Annotated in this window: 22 protein-coding genes and 1 pseudogene; 3 read left to right on the forward strand and 20 right to left on the reverse strand. The window is 47.4% G+C overall.

What is annotated here, in order from left to right:
* On the forward strand, window positions 1-991 hold a 991-nt coding region (locus B7X71_RS05215; protein ID WP_293600288.1), incomplete at its 5' end, for a GNAT family N-acetyltransferase.
* Between the two features lie 5 nt (window positions 992-996).
* On the opposite strand, the gene nagZ is transcribed toward B7X71_RS05215, so the two are convergent.
* From nagZ to B7X71_RS05300, 17 genes and pseudogenes are all read right to left on the reverse strand, one after another.
* Window positions 997-2,085, reverse strand: a complete 1,089-nt coding sequence (gene nagZ / locus B7X71_RS05220; protein ID WP_293600289.1) for a beta-N-acetylhexosaminidase — start codon at window positions 2,083-2,085, stop codon at window positions 997-999.
* Between the two features lie 45 nt (window positions 2,086-2,130).
* On the reverse strand, window positions 2,131-2,523 hold the full coding sequence (acpS, locus tag B7X71_RS05225) for a holo-ACP synthase (protein ID WP_293600290.1): 393 nt from the start codon (window positions 2,521-2,523) through the stop codon (window positions 2,131-2,133).
* A 15-nt stretch (window positions 2,524-2,538) separates the two neighbouring features.
* A complete protein-coding gene (gene pdxJ, locus B7X71_RS05230) occupies window positions 2,539-3,282 on the reverse strand; it encodes a pyridoxine 5'-phosphate synthase (RefSeq protein ID WP_293600291.1) in 744 nt (247 codons plus the stop codon).
* A gap of 12 nt (window positions 3,283-3,294) precedes the next feature.
* Window positions 3,295-4,029 carry a DNA repair protein RecO gene (recO, locus tag B7X71_RS05235; protein WP_293600292.1) on the reverse strand — a complete coding sequence of 245 codons (735 nt, stop codon included), beginning with the start codon at window positions 4,027-4,029 and terminating at the stop codon, window positions 3,295-3,297.
* A gap of 6 nt (window positions 4,030-4,035) precedes the next feature.
* Window positions 4,036-4,971 (reverse strand): GTPase Era, encoded by a 936-nt coding sequence (era, locus tag B7X71_RS05240; protein ID WP_293600293.1) that lies wholly within the window; start codon window positions 4,969-4,971, stop codon window positions 4,036-4,038.
* Between the two features lie 2 nt (window positions 4,972-4,973).
* A complete protein-coding gene (gene rnc / locus B7X71_RS05245) occupies window positions 4,974-5,765 on the reverse strand; it encodes a ribonuclease III (protein ID WP_293600294.1) in 792 nt (263 codons plus the stop codon).
* Window positions 5,766-5,769: 4 nt separating this feature from the next.
* Window positions 5,770-6,576 (reverse strand): signal peptidase I, encoded by an 807-nt coding sequence (lepB, locus tag B7X71_RS05250; protein ID WP_293600295.1) that lies wholly within the window; start codon window positions 6,574-6,576, stop codon window positions 5,770-5,772.
* Entirely contained in the window at window positions 6,576-8,381 is a 1,806-nt protein-coding gene (gene lepA, locus B7X71_RS05255; RefSeq protein WP_293600296.1) for a translation elongation factor 4, read from the reverse strand. The genes lepB and lepA overlap by 1 nt, the downstream gene beginning before the upstream one ends.
* Before the next feature lie 144 nt (window positions 8,382-8,525).
* Window positions 8,526-9,974, reverse strand: a complete 1,449-nt coding sequence (locus B7X71_RS05260) for a DegQ family serine endoprotease (protein WP_293600297.1) — start codon at window positions 9,972-9,974, stop codon at window positions 8,526-8,528.
* Between the two features lie 71 nt (window positions 9,975-10,045).
* Window positions 10,046-11,293, reverse strand: a complete 1,248-nt coding sequence (gene fabF / locus B7X71_RS05265; protein ID WP_293600298.1) for a beta-ketoacyl-ACP synthase II — start codon at window positions 11,291-11,293, stop codon at window positions 10,046-10,048.
* A gap of 28 nt (window positions 11,294-11,321) precedes the next feature.
* Window positions 11,322-11,561 carry an acyl carrier protein gene (gene acpP, locus B7X71_RS05270; RefSeq protein WP_015421596.1) on the reverse strand — a complete coding sequence of 80 codons (240 nt, stop codon included), beginning with the start codon at window positions 11,559-11,561 and terminating at the stop codon, window positions 11,322-11,324.
* 103 nt (window positions 11,562-11,664) lie between these two features.
* The gene (fabG, locus tag B7X71_RS05275) at window positions 11,665-12,408 is read right to left on the reverse strand and encodes a 3-oxoacyl-ACP reductase FabG (protein WP_015421598.1); all 744 of its coding nucleotides are present in this window, start codon (window positions 12,406-12,408) and stop codon (window positions 11,665-11,667) included.
* Window positions 12,409-12,450: 42 nt separating this feature from the next.
* Complete coding sequence (fabD, locus tag B7X71_RS05280; RefSeq protein ID WP_293598853.1) at window positions 12,451-13,386, reverse strand: ACP S-malonyltransferase; 936 nt, start codon at window positions 13,384-13,386, stop codon at window positions 12,451-12,453.
* A 67-nt stretch (window positions 13,387-13,453) separates the two neighbouring features.
* Window positions 13,454-14,440, reverse strand: coding sequence for a beta-ketoacyl-ACP synthase III (locus B7X71_RS05285; protein WP_293598854.1), 987 nt, complete (start codon window positions 14,438-14,440; stop codon window positions 13,454-13,456).
* Window positions 14,441-14,442: 2 nt separating this feature from the next.
* Window positions 14,443-15,453, reverse strand: coding sequence for a phosphate acyltransferase PlsX (gene plsX, locus B7X71_RS05290; RefSeq protein WP_293598855.1), 1,011 nt, complete (start codon window positions 15,451-15,453; stop codon window positions 14,443-14,445).
* 84 nt (window positions 15,454-15,537) lie between these two features.
* Window positions 15,538-15,672: pseudogene (gene rpmF / locus B7X71_RS05295) on the reverse strand (50S ribosomal protein L32); the annotation flags it as partial.
* Between the two features lie 82 nt (window positions 15,673-15,754).
* On the reverse strand, window positions 15,755-16,333 hold the full coding sequence (locus B7X71_RS05300) for a YceD family protein (RefSeq protein ID WP_293600299.1): 579 nt from the start codon (window positions 16,331-16,333) through the stop codon (window positions 15,755-15,757).
* Window positions 16,334-16,376: 43 nt separating this feature from the next.
* Between B7X71_RS05300 and B7X71_RS05305 the strand changes: the two genes are divergently transcribed.
* The gene (locus tag B7X71_RS05305; protein WP_293600304.1) at window positions 16,377-16,970 is read left to right on the forward strand and encodes a Maf family nucleotide pyrophosphatase; all 594 of its coding nucleotides are present in this window, start codon (window positions 16,377-16,379) and stop codon (window positions 16,968-16,970) included.
* 19 nt (window positions 16,971-16,989) lie between these two features.
* Complete coding sequence (locus B7X71_RS05310; RefSeq protein ID WP_293600300.1) at window positions 16,990-17,763, forward strand: SAM-dependent methyltransferase; 774 nt, start codon at window positions 16,990-16,992, stop codon at window positions 17,761-17,763.
* Window positions 17,764-17,798: 35 nt separating this feature from the next.
* Here the strand turns inward: B7X71_RS05310 and B7X71_RS05315 are convergent, their stop codons facing one another.
* The 3 genes from B7X71_RS05315 to B7X71_RS05325 are packed head-to-tail and all read right to left on the reverse strand — an operon-like array spanning window position 17,799 to window position 20,479.
* Window positions 17,799-18,758, reverse strand: coding sequence for a S49 family peptidase (locus B7X71_RS05315; protein ID WP_293600301.1), 960 nt, complete (start codon window positions 18,756-18,758; stop codon window positions 17,799-17,801).
* Window positions 18,759-18,780: 22 nt separating this feature from the next.
* Window positions 18,781-19,467 carry an HAD-IIIA family hydrolase gene (locus B7X71_RS05320; RefSeq protein ID WP_293600302.1) on the reverse strand — a complete coding sequence of 229 codons (687 nt, stop codon included), beginning with the start codon at window positions 19,465-19,467 and terminating at the stop codon, window positions 18,781-18,783.
* Window positions 19,460-20,479: an RluA family pseudouridine synthase gene (locus B7X71_RS05325; protein ID WP_293600303.1), complete on the reverse strand. Its 1,020-nt coding sequence runs from the start codon at window positions 20,477-20,479 to the stop codon at window positions 19,460-19,462. Before B7X71_RS05325 ends, B7X71_RS05320 begins: the two co-directional genes overlap by 8 nt.
* Window positions 20,480-20,784: the final 305 nt, after the last annotated feature.

The following is a 20,784-nucleotide window of genomic DNA, read 5'->3' on the forward strand; positions in this document are numbered from 1 at the left end:
TACCATTTCCCCAATAATCACTACCCTAGCCCTTGAGGATATTCCTCATCTAATTGACTGCGTTCGACGCTGTTACGGGGAAAGCTACATCAATCCAATGATGTATGACACTACACAACTAAAAGATGCAATCGTCACAAAAAAAATGTACTCCATAGTTGCCAAACTAGAGAATAAAATTATCGGGCACTGTGCATTAACCTTTAATGGGAGTGAAAATACTTCACCGGAAGCTGGGAAAATGATGGTTGATCCAGATTACAGAGGCCATCACATTGCCGAGTTGATCGCAAAAAAACGTATAGAGATTGCCCAATCTTTAGGGTTGCCAGGTTTCTGGACTGAGTGCGTCACCAATCACCCTTATAGCCAACATGAAATGATTGCCTTTGACGCAAAGGAAACCGGTCTTTTTATTGGAGATGTTCCACCAACATTTGCAATGCAGGGTCTGCAAAACTTTAGCGATACCCGCATGTCCTTGTTGGCCTTTTATCTCCCACTAAAAGATCGCCCGCATGATATTTATATTCCCAGTCAACATACTGAACATTTAAATGCGCTGCTAACAAGCTTAAATCTTCAGCGCATCCTCAACAATACAGGCGCTCCAGGGGTCGGAGAAACGAGGCTGAAGACTGAAATTGATTCTGAAGACCAGGTTGCCAATATATCTGTAGACCATATAGGCGATGATTTAATAGCATCAGTCAAAGCAGAGCTAAAAAAACTCGAGTCTTTAAAGATTGCTTCTGCTTATCTGGACTTGCCTATTACACAAGAGGCAGCAGCCAATGCTTATATGGCATTAGAAGATCTGGGATTCTTCTGGGGGTCTTGGATTCCACACTACTCCACCCAAGGCGATATTCTGCGTTTACAGAAGATTTATCAAACGGTAAATGTCAAGGAAATCATTTGTGCCAGAGAGCAAGGCGAAGAGGTTAAAAATTTCGTAGTCTCTGAATGGGAAAGAGTTTCAAAGAAATAGAAGCTCTAGCCAATTAAATTCAGTTGCTGCAGCAAGCCTTTGGCATGTTGATATTGCGCTTCAGACTGTAATTCATTCCAAGCAGGGGCTGTAGCGGTCGGCATCAAGCGATTTAATCGAGTAGCAGACTCCGCTTGTTTTGCTTTGGAAACTGTCAATTGACTGAGCAATTGATCTGCGAGGTCGGGGCGATTGCAAATCAATACCGCATCACACCCTGCTTCTAGCGCCATATCAGCACCCTTCACTACTGAACCGGCAACACTCGCACCCTCCATCGAAAGGTCATCGCTAAAAATCACACCTTCAAAGCCTAGCTCTTGACGCAAAATGGAATGAAGCCAAACTTTAGAAAATCCAGCTGGATATTTATCTATCTTCGGATAGATCACGTGGGCTGGCATTACTGCAGTCAAACTCAGATCCAACCATTCATAGGGCTTAGCATCATCATTCAAAATTTGCTTCAAAGGACGTTCATCTACCGGAATGGCCACGTGAGAATCTGCCTCTGCCCAACCATGACCTGGGAAGTGCTTGCCGCAGTTCGACACGCCTGCAAGACGAAGGCCCTCATTCAAGCTCTTAGCCAAAGCAAAGGTGATTTGAGGATCACGACTAAATGCACGATCCCCAATGACACCACTGCGTCCAAAGTCCAAATCCAGAACAGGAGTAAAACTAAAATCTACACCACATGCACGCAATTCAGCAGCCAGAACATAGCCGCAGGCAGTAGCTGCTGCCATTGCAATCGCAGCAGATTCAGCGGCATGTTTTGATTTATCTGTTGATTTATTTTTAGATCCCCAGAGTTCACCAAGCTTACGCATAGTAGGCAAATGGGTAAAGCCATCAGTCCTGCAGCGCTGAACCCGCCCTCCTTCATGATCAATCGAGATCAATACGTCAGAACGGAGTTTTTTAATTTCTGTAGTTAATTTAGTGAGTTGCTTGCGATTAGCAAAGTTTCTGCCAAATAAAATCACACCGCCGGTGAGCGGATGCAAGATGCGACGGCGATCTTCTGCGTTCAACTCAAGACCAATCACATCTAAGGTAACTGGGCCTGGGTTCATAGTTGACTTACTCATGTATTCCTCGAAATTGTTTATTTTTATAGACTTTTGATGATTGCTTTATTTTTGAACTACGATGACATGGGCAATTGCCATATCCTGCTCATCACTAACAGTGACCTGAGCCTCCCAGTTTTTGTCATGCATAAATTTCGCAAGTGCACCCAAATATGATGTCACTGGTTTACCGCTAGGCTCATTCAGCGTTTGAAGGGATCGCCAAGTCATCGGCATTCTCATGCCTAGGCCAATTGCTTTGGAGAAAGCCTCTTTTGCTGCAAAGCGCGTTGCCAAGAAGGCAATACCCCTTTTGTGATTTCTGGCTAAGCGATGTTTGAAAACCAGCATCTCATCTGGGCCCAGGATTTTTTCAGCAAGACGACCATTGGTGCGATCGTAAGCAGCCTGAAGCCGCTCGATCTGCAAAATGTCTGTACCTATACCAATGATCATTTGATATTGAGTCTTTTAAGCTTTAGCCCTGCCCTGAACCATCAGAGCCTTCATATCCATAATCGCTTTTTGCCAACCTTTAAATACAGCTTCAGCAACAATCGCATGACCAATATTCAGTTCAGAGAGTTCAGCAATGGCAGCCACCGGCATTACATTGCCCTCATGCAAGCCATGTCCCGCATTGACGCGTAGACCAATACTTTTTCCAAACTGGGCTGCTTTTCTGATGCGCTCAAGCTCTTGCATTTGTTGGTCTCCAGCCAGATCTGCGTAGCGACCAGTATGTAACTCAACCACTGTTGCACCAACATCTTTGGCAGCCTGAATTTGCTTTTCTTCTGGATCAATAAAAAGAGATACCCGAATGCCGGCATTTTTTAATTGCGTAGTAGCCGCTTTGACTGCCTCAAAGTGACCGATGACATCCAAGCCACCTTCAGTAGTTACCTCCTCTCGCTTCTCAGGTACTAGACAGACATCATGCGGCTGAACTCGACAGGCGATATTGATCATCTCTGGTGTTACGGCGCACTCTAGGTTCATGCGGGTCTGAATTAATGGACGCAAAGCCAGCAAATCTGCATCTTTAATATGGCGGCGATCTTCGCGTAAATGCAGGGTAATTAAATTAGCACCAGCTTCCTCGGCTAAATGCGCAGCCTTCAGAGGATCGGGGTAGACCGTACCACGAGCATTCCGTAAAGTAGCTACGTGATCGATATTGATGCCCAGCTCAAGGGTATTGGAGTTGCTCATATTTGTAGATTACTAGATTTTCTTGAGATCAATCAAAATCTGACGAGTGGTCAGGGCCTGATCCTGAAGGTGTAAACCCAATAAGAAGCGCATTAACTGTTTACTCTCAGAAAGTGTCTCCTGATCAGAAAAGTCTCCCGCTGCGATTGCTATCAGAGATTTACCGCTCAAGACTGGCCAATGGCCTGGATCATCCACCTGTACAGGCCTTACGCCACGCTCTGGCTGATAGACGTACTGTTCTTGCGAGATGGGAGCACTATGGGTTTCAACACAGTAATCCAATGCTGCTGCATAACCAGTCTCTTGCAATAGTGTTAACTCAAACGGACGCAGAATTTCTTCTAAACCCTTAGATTCAAATTCAAGATTCGATAAAGCGGAGATCGTATCGGAGTAATGGTCGTAGAGTTTTTCATAGTCGTCTTCACGCGCCAGAAACTTCACTAACAACTCATTGAGATAAAAGCCACAGAGCAAGGCATCGCCCACTAATGAAGGTGTGCCACCAACCCACTCCGACTTCGTCAAAGTTCTAAGCTCTGACTTCCCACTCCAAGAAACCAATAGAGGTTGAAAGCGCTGCAAGACTGGGCGCAATACCGAGTGCGGGCGCTTAGCACCCTTAGCAATCAAGGCCATGCGACCATGCTGCCGAGTAAAGACATCCAGAATTAAGCTGGTTTCCTTGTAAGGAATGCTGTGCAATACAAAAGCGGGCTCGTCAGCAACACGAATCGAGGCCATGAATAATTACTCTAGACCCTGCGCCCGCAATTCAGCGCGGTCATCTGCCCAGCCACGTTTGACCTTAACCCAAGTCTCCAGAAAGACCTTGCCATCAAAGAGCTTTTCCATATCAATGCGTGCATCCGTTGAGATCTTCTTCAATCGCTCACCCTTAGCACCAATAATCATCGCTTTGTGGCTATCACGATCAACCAAAATCGTTGCTGCGATACGGCGCATCTTGCCGTCCATCTTGAACTGATCAATGACTACTGTACTGGTATAAGGCAACTCTTCCCCGGTAAAACGGAAGACCTTCTCACGCAGAATCTCAGCAGCCAAGAAGCGCTCACTGCGATCAGTGATGGTATCGCCATCGTAGACGGCTGGCGCCTCAGGCAAGTAGCCCTCAAGCACATCCAATAATCTTTCAACATCCCCTGGGCTCTTAGCGCTCATCGGAACGATTTCAGCAAACTCACACTTCTGATCTTCATGGCCACCTAATTCACACCAAGGGCAAGCCATGTCTTTAATAAAGTTGAGTAGGGCCTGATCCCGCTCAGAGGGGGTCTGAAAACGACTATTAAATAAATCTAATTTGTTTAAAACCAAGACAACGGGTAAGTCATACGGCAGTAATTTCAAGACCTTCTTGTCATCTTCGCCAAAGTAACCAGCCTCAACTACAAAGCAAGCTACATTCACATCTTGCAAGGCTGTAGTGACCGTGCGGTTCAAAGCCTTGTTCAGGGTATTCATTAAACGCGTCTGAAAGCCTGGTGTATCAATGAAGATGAACTGCGCCTCTTCACGATTCTGAATACCTAAAATACGGTGACGCGTCGTTTGCGCTTTACGGGAGGTAATACTGATCTTCTGACCAACCAAGGCATTTAAGAGGGTCGATTTGCCCATATTGGGACGGCCAACAATGGCGATAGTGCCGCATCTAAACACGATTAGCCCTTCAGCTTAAGATTTAACTGCTCTTCGGTTGCTACTTTTTTCGCTGCCTTCTTTTTCGCTGACCGAGTTTTTTTAGGTTTACCTAGTGCTTGTGGCAGGGCTTTCAGGGCTGAGACTAAGGCCAGCTTTGCTGCTGCTTGCTCTGCCGCACGTCTTGACGCACCCTCACCCTTAACGGCAACCTTGAGATTGGGTATTAAACACTCCACCTCGAATTGCTGATTATGGGCTGCGCCACTGGTACCAGTGACGTTATAGGTAGGCAGCGGCAATTGGTAACTCTGCAAACACTCTTGCAATAAAGTTTTATCGTCTTTACCCAAAGTTTTGGGATCAACATTGGCCAGAATGATGGAATAGAGTTTGCGCAAACAAGTCTTAGCAGCCTCAAACCCGCCATCCAAGAATATTGCGCCAGTAACCGCTTCCAGCGTGTCAGCCAGAATAGATGGGCGACGGAAACCACCACTCTTCAGCTCACCTTCACCTAAACGCAGGTAGTCAGATAGCGATAGGGTTTGAGCAATTTCATAGAGCGCTTGCTGTTTAACTAGGTTAGCGCGTACACGAGAAAGATCACCCTCATCTAGATCAGAATAACGCTCATAGAGCATTTCAGCAACGACGCAATTAAGGATAGAGTCACCCAAAAACTCTAGGCGCTCATTATTTTTCTTGCTATGGCTGCGATGCGTTAAGGCTTGATTGAGCAACTCTAATTTTTTAAATGTGTAGCCCAGTTGCGCTTGCAGCGGTGCAGTTTCGATGACGGCGCGGGCGTTCATGTTCTTATTCGAAGCCGCCAATACGACCAAGATTTCCGAGATTCAACCAAACAAAGAATGCTCTACCTACGATATTTTTATCCGGCACAAAGCCCCAGTAACGAGAATCAGCACTGTTATCGCGGTTATCACCCATGGCAAAGTAATGCCCTGCAGGCACCTTGCATGTGAGGCCAGCATTAATGTATTGGCAGTTCTCAAATCCGGAAAAGCGCTCTGCAGGGAACATGCCGGCAGGACGATCCGGATCATTTAGGATTTCATGCTTGTTGCCACCTAAATCCGCAGAGAATGATTCCGTAAAGCGCTTGGCATAACGCATATTTTCTGGATCAAGGTAAGACTCACCACCACTATATTGCAATGGCTGACCATTTACCGTCAAACGCTTATCTTGATAGGTGACGGTATCGCCCGGCAAAGCCACGACGCGCTTAATGTAATCAATAGATTCATCACGCGGGTATCGAAACACCACGACATCACCACGTTTTGGAGCTCCTAGATCTACCACCTTCTGATTGATTACCGGTAACCGAATACCGTAAGTAAATTTATTTACGAGAATAAAGTCGCCAATCTGTAAGGTTGGGATCATCGAGCCTGATGGAATTTTGAACGGCTCCACAATAAAAGAGCGCAATACAAATACTGCACAAATTACCGGGAAGAAACCCGCTGTATATTCCAGCCACAATGGCATACGGTCGATGCCAGCCATGCGTCTTTGCGGAGCAAAGTAGTAACGATCAGCAATCCAGGCAATACCTGAGACCACCACCAATACAAATAGGATGAGGGCAAAGTTCATTAGTCGTCTACCTGCAAAATAGCCAAGAAGGCTTCTTGAGGAATCTCTACGTTACCCACTTGCTTCATGCGCTTCTTGCCTTCTTTTTGCTTCTCTAATAACTTGCGCTTACGGGAGATATCGCCACCATAACACTTGGCCAATACGTTCTTGCGTAAAGCTTTGACATTTTCACGAGCAACGATGTTGCTACCAATTGCTGCCTGAATAGCCACATCAAACATTTGGCGCGGAATAATTCCACGCATCTTGGCAACCACTTCGCGTCCACGATGCTGGCTATTACTGCGGTGAACAATCACCGACAAGGCATCCACCCGCTCACTGTTAATCAGGATGTCGACTTTAACTACGTCAGCCGGACGATATTCTTTGAACTCGTAATCCATTGATGCATAACCACGAGAAATGGATTTCATTTTGTCAAAGAAATCCAAAACAATCTCAGCCATTGGCAACTCATAGGTGAGCTTTACTTGACGGCCAAGGTAATTCATATCCATCTGAATGCCGCGCTTACCAACGCAAAGGGTAATGATCGCGCCCACGTACTCTTGTGGCATATACAAGTTGACTGTCACAATTGGCTCAAGAATCGTATTGATCTTGCTAGCCTCAGGCATCTTCGATGGGTTATCTACCGACAATATAGTGCCGTCAGATTGCTCCACCTGATACACCACCGTTGGAGCAGTAGTGATGAGATTCATGCCGTACTGACGCTCTAAGCGCTCTTGTACGATCTCCATATGGAGCAAGCCTAAGAAGCCGCAGCGGAATCCAAAGCCAAGCGCTTGCGAAACTTCAGGCTCATACAGGAGTGAGGCGTCATTTAACTGTAGCTTCTCTAAAGATTCGCGCAATTGATCGTACTCACTAGCCTCTACTGGATAAAGACCCGCAAAAACTTGAGGCTTGACCTCTTTAAAACCAGGCAGCGGTTCGGTAGCGGGTACTCGGCCTTGCTGCCCTGGTGTATGGGTGACCGTGTCACCCACCTTGGCGGCTTTTAATTCTTTAATGCCCGCAATCACAAAGCCTACTTGACCAGCATATAGCTCTGGACGATCTACTGACTTCGGGCTAAACACGCCGACATGCTCAACTAAATGGCTTGAACCATTTGCCATGAGGGTAATTTTTTCTTTTGGCTTTAAGGTGCCGTTAACAACACGCACCAACATCACCACGCCGACATAGTTATCAAACCAAGAATCAATAATCAAGGCTTGTAATGGATCTGTTGCACTACCTTTTGGTGGAGGCACGCGCGCAATCATTTCCTCGATGACTTCTGCAACACCCATACCTGTTTTGGCTGAGCATGTCACAGCATCGGATGCATCAATGCCAATCACATCTTCAATTTCTTGTTTAGCACGCTCAGGATCAGCTTGTGGCAAATCAATCTTATTGAGTACCGGCACTACTTCAACACCCAACTCCAGCGCCATGTAACAGTTGGCAACCGTTTGCGCCTCAACGCCTTGGCTAGCATCAACGACTAACAATGCACCTTCGCATGCTGAGAGTGAACGGCTCACTTCATAGGAGAAGTCGACGTGCCCTGGCGTATCAATCAGGTTGATGTTGTAGGTTTTACCGTCTTTAGACTTATAAATCAGCGCCGCTGTTTGCGCCTTAATAGTGATGCCGCGCTCACGTTCGATATCCATCGAATCTAAAACTTGGGCCTCCATTTCACGATCAGACAGACCGCCACAGAGTTGAATGATGCGATCAGCAAGCGTTGATTTGCCGTGATCAATGTGGGCGATGATAGAAAAATTGCGGATTAAATCCATAGTGTCTTATGTGGTCTTCAAAAAACGCCTTGTCAGAGCGCACCACAATGATGCGCTGCAAAAAGCCGTCTTAAACTGATTGTAATGGGTGGCGCCAAATTAGCGACAAACCCGCTTATTTAGCCCAAAAACCCTGTTTTTAGCTTATTTTGGCTTGATGGGAATAACCATGGTGCTATCTGCCCGACGAACAAAAACCGGGACCGCCTTATTGGAGTCTAATCCCTTCACCAAGCCCTCAAACTGCTTTACCCCGGTGATATCCGCATCTGCAATCCGAATAATGACGTCTCCAGGTCGAACGCCTGCACGTGCCAAGGGGCCATCTCCTAGGCCAGTAACCTCAACGCCACCACGGATATTGAGCTCCCTCCTCTTACTATCTGAGGGCTCAGAAACTGCCACTCCAAGAGAATTAGCATTTCCGCCTGATGAACCGGAGTTATCCGATTTCTTCACAGCAGCCTGACCGGCTTCAGTATCCACTACAGAAACCATCAAATCCCTAGTGGAGCCTTTGCGCCAAACCTGTACGCTGGCACTAGTGCCTGGCTTAGTATCACCAACAGCTCTTGGCAGATCGGTAGATTTGCCAATATCACGGCCATTGAAACTGAGAATCACGTCGCCAGACTCAATGCCACCTGCTGCAGCCGGTCCACCTGGCTCAACGTTGCGAACATAGGCGCCACGTGGCTTACCTAGCCCAAGACTCTCTGCAATTTCTTTAGTCATTTCACCTAAAGCAACGCCAATACGACCCCGAGTCATTTTTCCATTGGTACGCAGTTGATCTGCAACGCGCATCGCTTCATCAATTGGAATGGCGAAGGAGATACCCATGTATCCACCAGAGCGACTAAAGATTTGTGAATTAATGCCAATGACTTGTCCGGCGGTATTCAACAACGGGCCGCCAGAGTTACCAGGATTTACCGCTACGTCAGTCTGAATGAAGGGTAAGTAGTCGCCAGTATCACGACTCTTGGCAGACACGATACCTGCAGTCACGGTATTTTCTAAGCCAAATGGGGAGCCAATCGCTAATACCCACTCGCCCACCCTCACACGAGAAGAGTCACCTAGAGGCAGTCTTGGTAAATCACGTGCATCGATTTTGACAACTGCCACATCAGTACGTTTATCCATGCCTAATAACTTGGCTTTGTACTCGCGCTTGTCGGTCAAAGTGACATAGATCGTATTGGCGCCCTCAACTACGTGGGCATTTGTCAAAATCAAACCATTCGATTCAATAATAAAACCGGAGCCTACGCCACGATCAGCCTCTTGTGGTTTGCCGGGGTTTGGTTGAGCTTGTTTAGGCCCACTTGGCAAGCCAGGAATAGGCACGCCAAAGAAGCGACGGAAGAACTCGGCTTGATCCTCAGGCATTCCTGGGATGCCACCTTGGGCTTGCTGCTGCATCACTTTTTCAGTGGTGCGAATATTCACAACGGCTGGACTTGCTCTTTCAACTAAATCAGCGAAGTCAGGAATAGAGACACGTGGACTCTGAGCATAGGCCTGCGGAATAAACGCAATCTGCCCTAAGCTGAGAATAGCCAAGAGCGCAATAAGGTACTTTTTCATAATGCTATAGACCTGCTTGGTAAAAACCAATAATTAAAGAAATGAAGAAAGGAAATAACCTACTAAGAATATTAGGTCAGTTTGCCAAAAATCAAGGTACCGTTAGTACCCCCAAAGCCAAAATTGTTTTTGACGGCATGGTCGATCTTCACATCACGAGCAGTATTGGCGCAGTAGTCCAAATCACACTCTGGATCTTGATTGAAGATATTGATTGTTGGTGGAGACTTCTGGTTATGTAATGCCAGAATAGTAAAGACAGATTCCAAGCCGCCAGCACCGCCTAAAAGGTGGCCAGTCATCGACTTAGTAGAGTTAATCAGCGTCTTCTTAGCGTGATCGCCAAGAGCAGCCTTGATGGCGCCGGTTTCGTTCTTATCGCCTAAAGGTGTCGAAGTCCCATGCGCGTTAATGTAGTCAATCTGATTGGCATTCAAGCCGGCATCGCGCATGGCATTGACCATGCAACGACGTGGACCATCCATATTTGGGGCAGTCATGTGATACGCATCGCCACTCATACCGAAGCCCAAGAGCTCACAGTAGATTTTTGCGCCACGGGCCTTAGCATGCTCATATTCTTCAATCACCACAACACCAGCACCTTCACCTAGAACGAAACCATCACGGTCTCTATCCCATGGGCGTGAGGCTGTTGCAGGGTCATCATTACGAGTAGATAGAGCACGAGCTGAGGCAAAGCCACCAACACCTAATGCAGAAATTGTAGATTCAGCACCGCCTGCAACCATCACATCGGCATCACCGTACTGGATTAAGCGTGCCGCCAATCCAATGCTATGCAAACCAGTAGTGCAAGCTGTCACTGCAGCCACGTTTGGACCTTTCAGGCCAAACAAGATGCTGATGTGACCAGAAATCATATTAATGATTGAGCCTGGCACAAAAAATGGGGAGATACGACGAGGACCGCGAGCCAATAACTCAGCGCCGGTCTCTTCAATCATTGGCAGACCGCCAATACCTGAACCGACCATAACGCCAACCCGCTCGGCATTCTCTTCTGTTACTTGCAGACCGCTATCGCGAATTGCTTGCGTACCAGCAGCGATACCGTAATGGATAAAGGTATCCATATGGCGCGCCTCTTTGGCAGAAACATATTCTTCGACATTGAAATCCTTCACCTCGCCGGCGAAATGCACGCTCAGCGGAGTGTGGTCAAACTTGGTGATGGTAGCGATGCCTGATTTGCCCGCAAGCAAATTAGACCAAGCTACATCAACCGAGTTACCAACTGGTGAAATAAGACCTAAGCCGGTAACGACAACCCGGCGACGGCCATTTGATGATGACACAGTAATAGCGTTTAACTAAGCTAGGGAATTAACCCTGAGCTTTAGACTGAGCAAAATCGATAGCGAGCTGAACAGTAGTAATTTTTTCGGCTTCTTCATCCGGAATTTCAATTCCGAATTCGTCTTCCAAAGCCATTACCAACTCAACAGTGTCAAGAGAGTCTGCGCCTAAGTCGTTCACAAAAGAAGATTCATTCTTGATATCTGCTTCTGCGACGCCCAATTGCTCAGCGACGATCTTCTTAACGCGTTGTTCGATGTTATCCATTAATTCCCCCAAGGGTTGTAAAAAAACGATGAAAAGGATTTTATCAGCTTGGCGGGCTAAATTAGTAAATCCGCCAAAAAATGATCAAATAACTGCTTTATTTTTAGGCTAAATAGAGGCCACCATTGACATGCAAGGTATTCCCAGTGATATATCCAGCCGCTGGAGAGGCTAAAAACGCCACCGCCTGGGCTACATCTTCCGGGCTACCTAGGCGAGCCAAAGGAATGTTCGCTTTTAGTGAATTTTGCTGCTCTTCACTCAAAGCGCGGGTCATATCGGTATCAATAAATCCGGGGGCAACACAATTTACAGTGATATTGCGGCTACCGATTTCACGGGCTAAAGCGCGAGTCATACCAGAAACGCCTGATTTAGCAGCGGCGTAATTCGCCTGCCCAGGGTTACCCATATGACCAACGATAGAGGTGATATTGATGATGCGGCCAGCGCGCGCTTTCATCATTGGGCGCATTACTGCCTGCGACAAACGGAAAACTGCACTTAAATTGGTGTCGATCACATCGGTCCACTCATCTGTTTTCATGCGCATTGCTAGGTTATCGCGGGTGATACCTGCGTTATTGACCAAAATATTAATGCCACCAAAATCCTTAACGATTAAATCAATAATATCTTCACAAGCCTTTGGATCGGTCACATTCAATACCTCGCCACGACCACCGCTTGCCTGCAAACGTGCATTGATAGCCTTCGCACCATCTTCAGATGTGGCAGTACCAATTACTTTGGCACCACATTTCACTAACTCATCCGCAATAGCCTGACCAATACCACGCGATGCGCCGGTCACTAATGCAATTTGTCCGCTTAAGTCGAGATTCATATTTGTCTTCCGTTGTTTCTTTATTGTTTTTTATTTGTAGCTTTACTTTACTGAAGCCAAAGCTTCGGTAAGGCTGGCTTCATCGAAAACAGGAATGCCAACGACATTCTCATTGATGCGCTTAGTCAACCCAGCCAATACCTTGCCAGGACCGCACTCTATAACTTGAGTAATGCCCTGTTGCGCCATGGCATTGATAGTCTCATGCCAACGTACTGGCTTGGCAGCTTGACGCACCAAGGCATCCTTAATAGCCGCCGGGTCATTCAGGGCATTGACATCAACGTTATTGACTACAGAAATAGTGGGGACCTTGAATTCGATATCAGCTAAGTAGCCTTTCAGTTTTTCTGAAGCAGGCTGTAGCAAAGATGAGTGAAACGGTGCAGATACAGGCAATGGCAAAGCACGTTTTGCGCCAGCTGCCTTGAGCAGTTCACAAGCCTTAGTCACTGCATCACTTCCACCAGCAATCACCACTTGTCCTGGCGCATTGAAGTTCACTGCTTCCACAACGCCGCCAGAGGCCGCAGCAGCTTGCGCACAAACCGTCTTCACAATCGCATCATCCAAGCCCAGGATCGCAGCCATGCCGCCTGCACCAACCGGTACTGCTGTTTGCATGGCTTCAGCACGAAAGCGCACCAAAGGCACGGCATCTTTGAATGAGATTACGCCAGCAGCAACCAAAGCGGAGTACTCACCCAAGCTATGACCAGCCATCATCTGAGGAACGGCGCCACCAGAGGCCAACCAAGCACGATAAAACGCAATCGCTGCAGTCAACATCACGGGTTGTGTATTGGTCGTTAAAGACAATGCTTCTGCAGGACCTTCAGCAATCAGTTTTGTGACATCTTCACCCAAAGCCTCTGAAGCCTCTTGCAAAGTCGCACGGACTTCCGGGCGATCCGCAATGGAGTTGAGCATCCCAACAGATTGGGAACCTTGGCCAGGGAATACAAATGCAAATGTCATAGGAATGATCGCTGGATAATAGTTGTGAATGTATTTTTAGCTTTAGCGCTTTGTTTAGTATTTTGCTTTAATACCTGATGACTGCCGCGCCCCAAGCAAAGCCACCGCCCACACCCTCTAGCAAGAGGTGTTGGCCACGTTGGATTTGACCAGAGCGAACGCCGACATCTAGAGCAAGCGGTATGGATGCAGCGGAAGTGTTGCCGTGTTCATGAACGGTCACAATGACATTGTCCATCGACATACCCATCTTGCGGGCTGTGCTCTCCATAATGCGAATATTGGCTTGGTGTGGCACCAACCAATCAATTTGTTCTGGCTTGAGATTGGCTTTTTCTAAAGCCTCATGCGCGACTTGCTCAAGCACCTTAACGGCCAACTTAAATACTGCAGGGCCATCCATAGTCAAGTAAGCAGAGCCATCTACACCACCCTGCTTAGCACGCCCCGGAACGCAAAGAATGTCGCGTTGACTCCCATCAGCATGCAAAGCCGTTGCCAGAATGCCAGGCTCAGAAGAAGCCTCCAGAACGACTGCACCAGCACCATCGCCAAACAAAACAGAAGTAGTACGGTCTTGGAAATCCAAAATACGGGAGAAAGTTTCTGCACCCAAAACTAATACTTTCTTGTAAGTACCTGTTCGAATAAATGCATCAGCAATGGCAAGGGCATAAGTAAACCCAGCGCATACGGCCTGAACATCAAATGCGGCGCAATTCGTATGCGCACCCAACTTGTCTTGCACTACGCAAGCGGTACTTGGGAAACCACCTAAATGATCTGGCGTAGAGGTTGCCAAAATAATCAAATCAAGATCTTCTGAGGTGCAGCCAGCAGCTTCTAATGCTGCTTCAGCAGCCTTGACCGCCAAGTCACTAGTGAGTTGATTATCTGCAGCAAAGTGACGAGCAGAAATTCCACTGCGAGTCACAATCCATTCATCACTAGTCTCGAGTCCAATCTTCGCTAAACGTTCAACGAGATCTTGATTGCTTAAACGTTGCTCCGGAAGATAGCTCCCAGTCCCCGCTATCCGTGAAAAGGTGCTCATGATTATTTTGTCTCCGCCACAAAAGCTTGAGCAATGCGCTCTACCATGCGATTTTTTGCTGCTTCATATGCACGATCGAGCGCAAAACCAAATGCAAAACGATCTGCTGAGCCATGACTTTTAATTACACAACCGCGCAAGCCTAAGAGCACAGCGCCGTTATAGCGACGATGGTCAACACGCTTACGTACACGCAATAATGGCACCATCGCACAGATTGCCATGAGTTTGGTAAGCCATGATCGATTGAATTCTTCTTTTATTAAGCCACTCATCATCTTCGCCAAGCCTTCGCTTGCCTTGAGAACAACGTTGCCAACAAAACCATCACACACCACGATATCTGTAGTGCCCTTGAAAATATCATTACCTTCTACGTTGCCGTAGAAGTTTAAGTTCGTTTGGCGTAGCAACTCACTCGTCTGCTTCACTACTTCATTTCCCTTAATCACTTCTTCACCAATATTGAGAAGACCGATTGAAGGGTTTTGTGTGCCATCCACCACTTGAACCATCACATTAGCCATTTGCGCAAACTGCACCAAATGCATTGGTTCGCAATCCGCATTAGCGCCAAGATCTAGCATGGTGGTACCGCGCCCTTTTTCATTGGGGATCGCGGTAGCAATCGCAGGACGATCAACACCTTCAAGAGTTTTGAGAATGTAGCGGGATATCGCCATTAAGGCGCCCGTATTGCCAGAAGAGATAATTGCGTCAGCTGAGCCTTCTTTGACCTGCTCGATAGCAACGCGCATGGAAGAATCTTTTTTACGACGCAGTGCCACCTCAATAGGATCATCCATCAGGACAACCTCACTGGCAGGAACAATTTGAATACGCTCCAATGGCGCTTTTGGAAACTGACTTAAGGCTTGCTTAAGCGCTTCCGGATTGCCGACTAATGCAATCTTTACATCAGCATGTTTTTCGAGAAAATCGCAACAAGCGGGGACCGTAACAACTACCCCGTGATCTCCGCCCATAGCATCGATAGCAAGAGTGACACTCATAAAATCAAGTATTGCTGCAAGTAGTTTTTTTCAAAGAAAAAAGCGGCTTTTATTGGAGCCGCTTCTATCTTTTAGACTAAAGAATTAGTCGTTTTTTGTTTTAACAACTTTACGACCACGGTAGTAGCCGTTTGGTGAAATGTGGTGGCGCAAATGAGCCTCACCAGTTGTGGCTTCAACAGCCGTAGCAGGTGCGGTCAAAAAGTCGTGCGCACGGTGCTTCTAGCATGGAAATTGAGCTAAATGCTTGATTAATTGATAAAACGGGTTTGAAGAGCCACTCCCAATACATTGGGTCTAATCAATTTTTCTTCATATTTTTCAATATGTTAAAAGGATTTTGGGGCTTTTCAGAGGCATCTTCAGTCTCCCCACCCTCGCCAAATGAAGAGGCATGCGGTTGGCAAGTGCCATCTGGATGCTTTGGAATCAACGGCATGGACAAGAGGATTTCATCCTCGATTAAGCCCAAAAGATCAAAGTGCTGACTTGCCACCAAAGGCTCCTGTTGGTCATCCTCCATAGGAAAGGCATCCGCTTCCTCCTCGGAGGCCACCATGACAAATCGACTCTCTTGAACTAAATCTAGACCGCAGTCCTGTAAACAACTCTGACAAACCAGGTGAATACGGCCTTTTACAGCCAGTTCCAGAACTTGCTGGGGCTCAGAACCCGGAGAATTGGCAAAATGGGTCTTGACCTGCCAATGGAAGCCATCGCCCGGCTCAATGCTGGAGACCTCCTCAGCCACCCTTGGTAAGGCTGAAATCTCTAAAAACCCAGACCCTTGATAGGACTGTGGAGCACAAAAATCGATCCGACTTAAAGCCTTGGGATCGGTGGATAGCTCAACTTGAGGTAAAACTTGATTACGATTCATGACATCAGTCTAAATGAAGGCTTCAGCGAAAGTACAAGTAGTGATGAGTAATTCTGCAAAAAAACTAATTCTGGCATCGACCTCAGTCTATCGTCGAGAGCTCTTAGAGCGACTGCGCATCCCTTTTGATGTCATCTCGCCCAAGGTTGATGAAACTCCCCTCCCCGGTGAAAGCACCCTAGATTTAGCCTTGCGCTTAGCCAAAGCAAAAGCTGCCGCAGTAGCCAAAGATCACCCCGAAGCCTGGGTCATTGGTTCTGATCAAGTAGCCGACCTTTGTGGCGCTGCTATTGGTAAGCCGGGAAACTTTGAGCGCGCTATGGCGCAACTACAACTCATGCGTGGTGCCACTGTGACTTTTCAAACAGCGTTGTGTCTCATGCGTGGCGATGTCGAATCAACAATCAATATTCCTACGGAAGTGACTTTCCGCAAATTATCCGATGATGTTCTGGAGGCATACCTCCATGCCGAGGAGCCATACGACTGCGCAGGTAGCGCCAAGTCCGAAGGTCTAGGAATCTCACTTTTGGAATCCATTAAGAGTGATGACCCAACAGCATTAATTGGCTTACCATTAATTGCACTGAGTGGCCTTTTGCGTGAAGCTGGCTTTGATATTCCGAAAAAGAAATAAAAAAAGCGAAATTAAATAAATGAGTTCAACCCTAGGTACCCTCTTTTTAATTCCCAATACTTTGGGTGACGATGCACGGGTTGCGCAATTGCCTTGGGTTTTGCCATGCGAAACGATTGCTCAAACTGCCAAGATCACCCACTGGATTGTTGAGGATGCAAAGACAGCGCGCGCCTTTTTAAAAGCAGTCGATAGCGTTTCGCCTTTAGCCTGCACCATTCAAGAAATGCAAATGAGTGAGTGGCGTGGTGTTGCGCGCAACGCTAAGTATGGTGACGCAGTCAAACCAATGGACTTACTCAAACCACTCATCGCCGGAAAAGATATGGGTCTCATGTCAGAGGCAGGCGTTCCCGGTGTTGCAGATCCCGGTGCGGAGCTCGTATTAGCAGCACATAAGCTGGGCGCGAAAGTAAAACCGATGATTGGCCCAAGCTCTATTTTGTTGGGTCTAATGGCCAGCGGTTTGAATGGTCAGCGCTTTGCGTTTCAGGGTTATGTTCCACATGATGCGCAAGACCGCATCGCACGACTGAAACAGTTGGAAGTGGAATCTAGAAAGTTGCAGCAGACACAAATTTGGATTGAGACACCGTATCGCAATACTGCCATGCTCATGGCTTGTCTGAGCGCACTGTCTCCGCAATCGATGCTTTGTATGGGAATGGATCTGAGTTTACCAACGGAGATGATCACTACGCTATCAATTGCAGACTGGCGTAAGCGCTTCCCTAATGAGGCTGCCTGCGCTTCATTACAAAATAGGCCAGCAGTATTTCTATTGCTGGCCTAAGTATTTTGTTTACTGTTTAATTGATCTAGCCTTTTTTACTTTAGGTCGGGTGTCTTCACTAAAGCCTTTCCAGCTGCAGCGCCAACTTCAGCACCGAAACGTTTAGCAACACGTTCAGCAAAATTCTCTTTCATAGTGTAGTCCAGAATATCTGGCGCTTTAAAGACATCGCGCGCTACAGTCTCTACTGTTCCATAACCATCCACCAAGCCGATTTTGATCGCTTGCTCTCCATTCCAAACTCGGCCTGAGAACATCTCTGGAGTTTCTTTTAGACGATCACCACGACCCGCTTTGACCACCGCAATAAACTGCTGATGAATCTCATCGATCATGGTTTTAATCATCTCTACTTGCTGTGGATTTTCTTTGGAGAATGGGTCCATCATTCCCTTGTTTGAGCCTGCAGTAATCATGCGACGGGTTACGCCCAACTTATCCATCAAGCCAGTGAAACCAAAGCCTTCCATGATCACGCCGATAGACCCTACCAAGCTGGCCTTATCAACCAAAATTTGATCGCCTGCAACAGCGACGTAGTAACCACCTGAAGCGCAGATATCTTCCACTACGACATAAAACGGCTTACTTGGATACAGTTTTCGTAAGCGATGAATCTCGTCATTCATCATGCCAGCTTGAACTGGAGAGCCACCAGGGCTATTGATACGCAAGACTACGCCTGCACTATTTTCATTTTCAAAAGCAGCACTTAGTGATGAGTTGATATCCAAAGCATTCGCCATCGAGCTTGAAGAAATCTCACCCTCTAGCGTGACTAAGGCCGTGTGCTTCTCCATTCCCATACCGCGCCCCGGCAGATGGAAGTCAAATACTGCTAGCAGTACGCCAACAAAGAAAATAAGAGTAAGGATACGAAACACCGCTTTCCAGCGACGCGCCTTGCGGGTCTCTTTTAAATTCTCCAACAATAAATGCTCAAGGGCTTGACGCTCCCAATTTTGATTCGCGTTCTCGGATTGATTTTGATCCATCTTTTTAATCCTTAGTTACTGGCTAGTTTTTAATAGTGAGATTGTCGCTAAGCCATTGACCTAACTGCGAGACATCATCCACATGAATGAGTGATGGCGCTTCTTTTAAAGTGCTCGGAGGATGTGCGCCATACGTTACCGCAACCGCGTCAACCCCTGCATTAGCAGCCATATCCAAATCATGGGTGGTATCCCCGATCATAAGCATGCGACGCATCGGTACTTGCATGACATCCGAGAGCTCAAGGAGCATTCCGGGATGGGGCTTGGAGAAGGATTCATCTGCAGTGCGTGTTTCGTGGAACATTTGCTCTAGCTGATGATGCTTTAGAGAACGATCCAAGCCAACGCGAGATTTACCTGTTGCAACACCTAATAGGTAACCATCCTCACGCAAGCTGTGAAGTAGCTCACGAATGCCTGGAAATAAATCAAGTTCATGATCTTTAGCAAGGTAGTGGTAGCGAAAGCGCTCTGTTAACTTGGGGAAGTGCGCTGGCTCAATCCAAGGTACCGCCCTTCTCAGTGAATCCTGAATACCCAGGCCAATGACCGAGCTAGCCAAAGCGTCATCCGGCTCTTTGAAACCTAAGTCAAGACAAGCTTGTTGAATACAGTTCACGATCGTTGGCGTGGAATCCATGATGGTTCCATCCCAATCCCACACAATGAGGTCGTAACGTCTATCGGGTTTTTGCTCTTCAGGCATTGTTGGGCGCTTCAAAAGTTTTCATCATCGCTATAAATTCAGCGGGTAGTGGTGACTCAACGCGCATTTTCTCGCCAGTACGGGGATGAGTAAAGCCGGCCAGATGGGCATGCAGATACAAACGTTTGGATTTCACAATTTTGTCTTGATCTTCGAAGCCGTATTTATCGTCACCCAAAATCGAGTGACCTAATTTTTGAAGATGCACGCGGATTTGATGAGTACGTCCAGTTTTTAACTGGGCTTCAGCAAGAGTAATCGCCACCTCTCCGCGCTTCATTAACTTGGTAACACGCAAAGCGGTATGACTTGGTAGGCCATCTGGGTCGACGCGAACGCGACGCTCACCATTGGCCAATAGGTATTTATGTAATGCAAACTTCAGTTGCATCGTGCCTGCACCTTGGGCAATTTCTCCATGGGCTAGCAAGTAATAGCGCTTATCAGTTTGCCCTTCACGGATCTGACGATGCAACTCAACCAGAGCGCTACGCTTTTTAGCCAAGAGCAAGACGCCAGAAGTGTCTCGATCCAAACGGTGAACCAATTCCAGAAATTTAAGCTCAGGACGGGTAATACGTAAGGTCTCAATGACACCCAGGGCTATGCCCGAACCTCCATGAACTGCCAAACCTACTGGCTTATTCACTATTAATAGCGCCTCATCTTCAAACAAAACAGGCATTTTGTCGGAATATCCCTGCGCCCGAGACTTGGTTTGAGCGGTATTGACTGCTGCCATTTGGGCAGGCTCAGCAATCCGAACCGGCGGGACTCTGACCACATCCCCCTCAACCAAGCGTGTAGTCGGCTCAGCCCTTTTCTTATTCACCCGGACCTCGCCAGAGCGAATAATCCGATAAACATGGCTTTTAGGAACCCCTTTGGCCCAACGCAACAGATAGTTATCCAGGCGCTGGCCGGCCTCTTCTGGGCCAATGGTCTGCAGATGAACGGCGGCCGGAGCACTGGTTTTTGCCTGTAAAGACTTGGAAATGGGTTCGGATTTCATGATTTATCTCTCTTGCCACCTCGACGAGGGTCGACAAGGGACTTAACAATACCCCATTGTCGTTCAACTTGTGCCGTATAATCAACGCTCTAGCCAATTTATTGGCCCGAGACTAACCTGATTCAGGTTTGAACCGTGGAGCTTGGAGTCGCCCTTAATAGACTCCCGGGGTTGCCCCTCCCCCGTTGTAATGAGGCGCAGGGTTGGTGTGCCGTATGCCGCGACCCGCGATTAGAAGACAGTTTTCAGGCGCGCGCCTGCATTGATGACCTAAAGGAGGTCTCTGCGGCGATCGTCAAGTGTGG

The sequence above is a fragment of the Polynucleobacter sp. 39-46-10 genome, assembly GCF_002282275.1.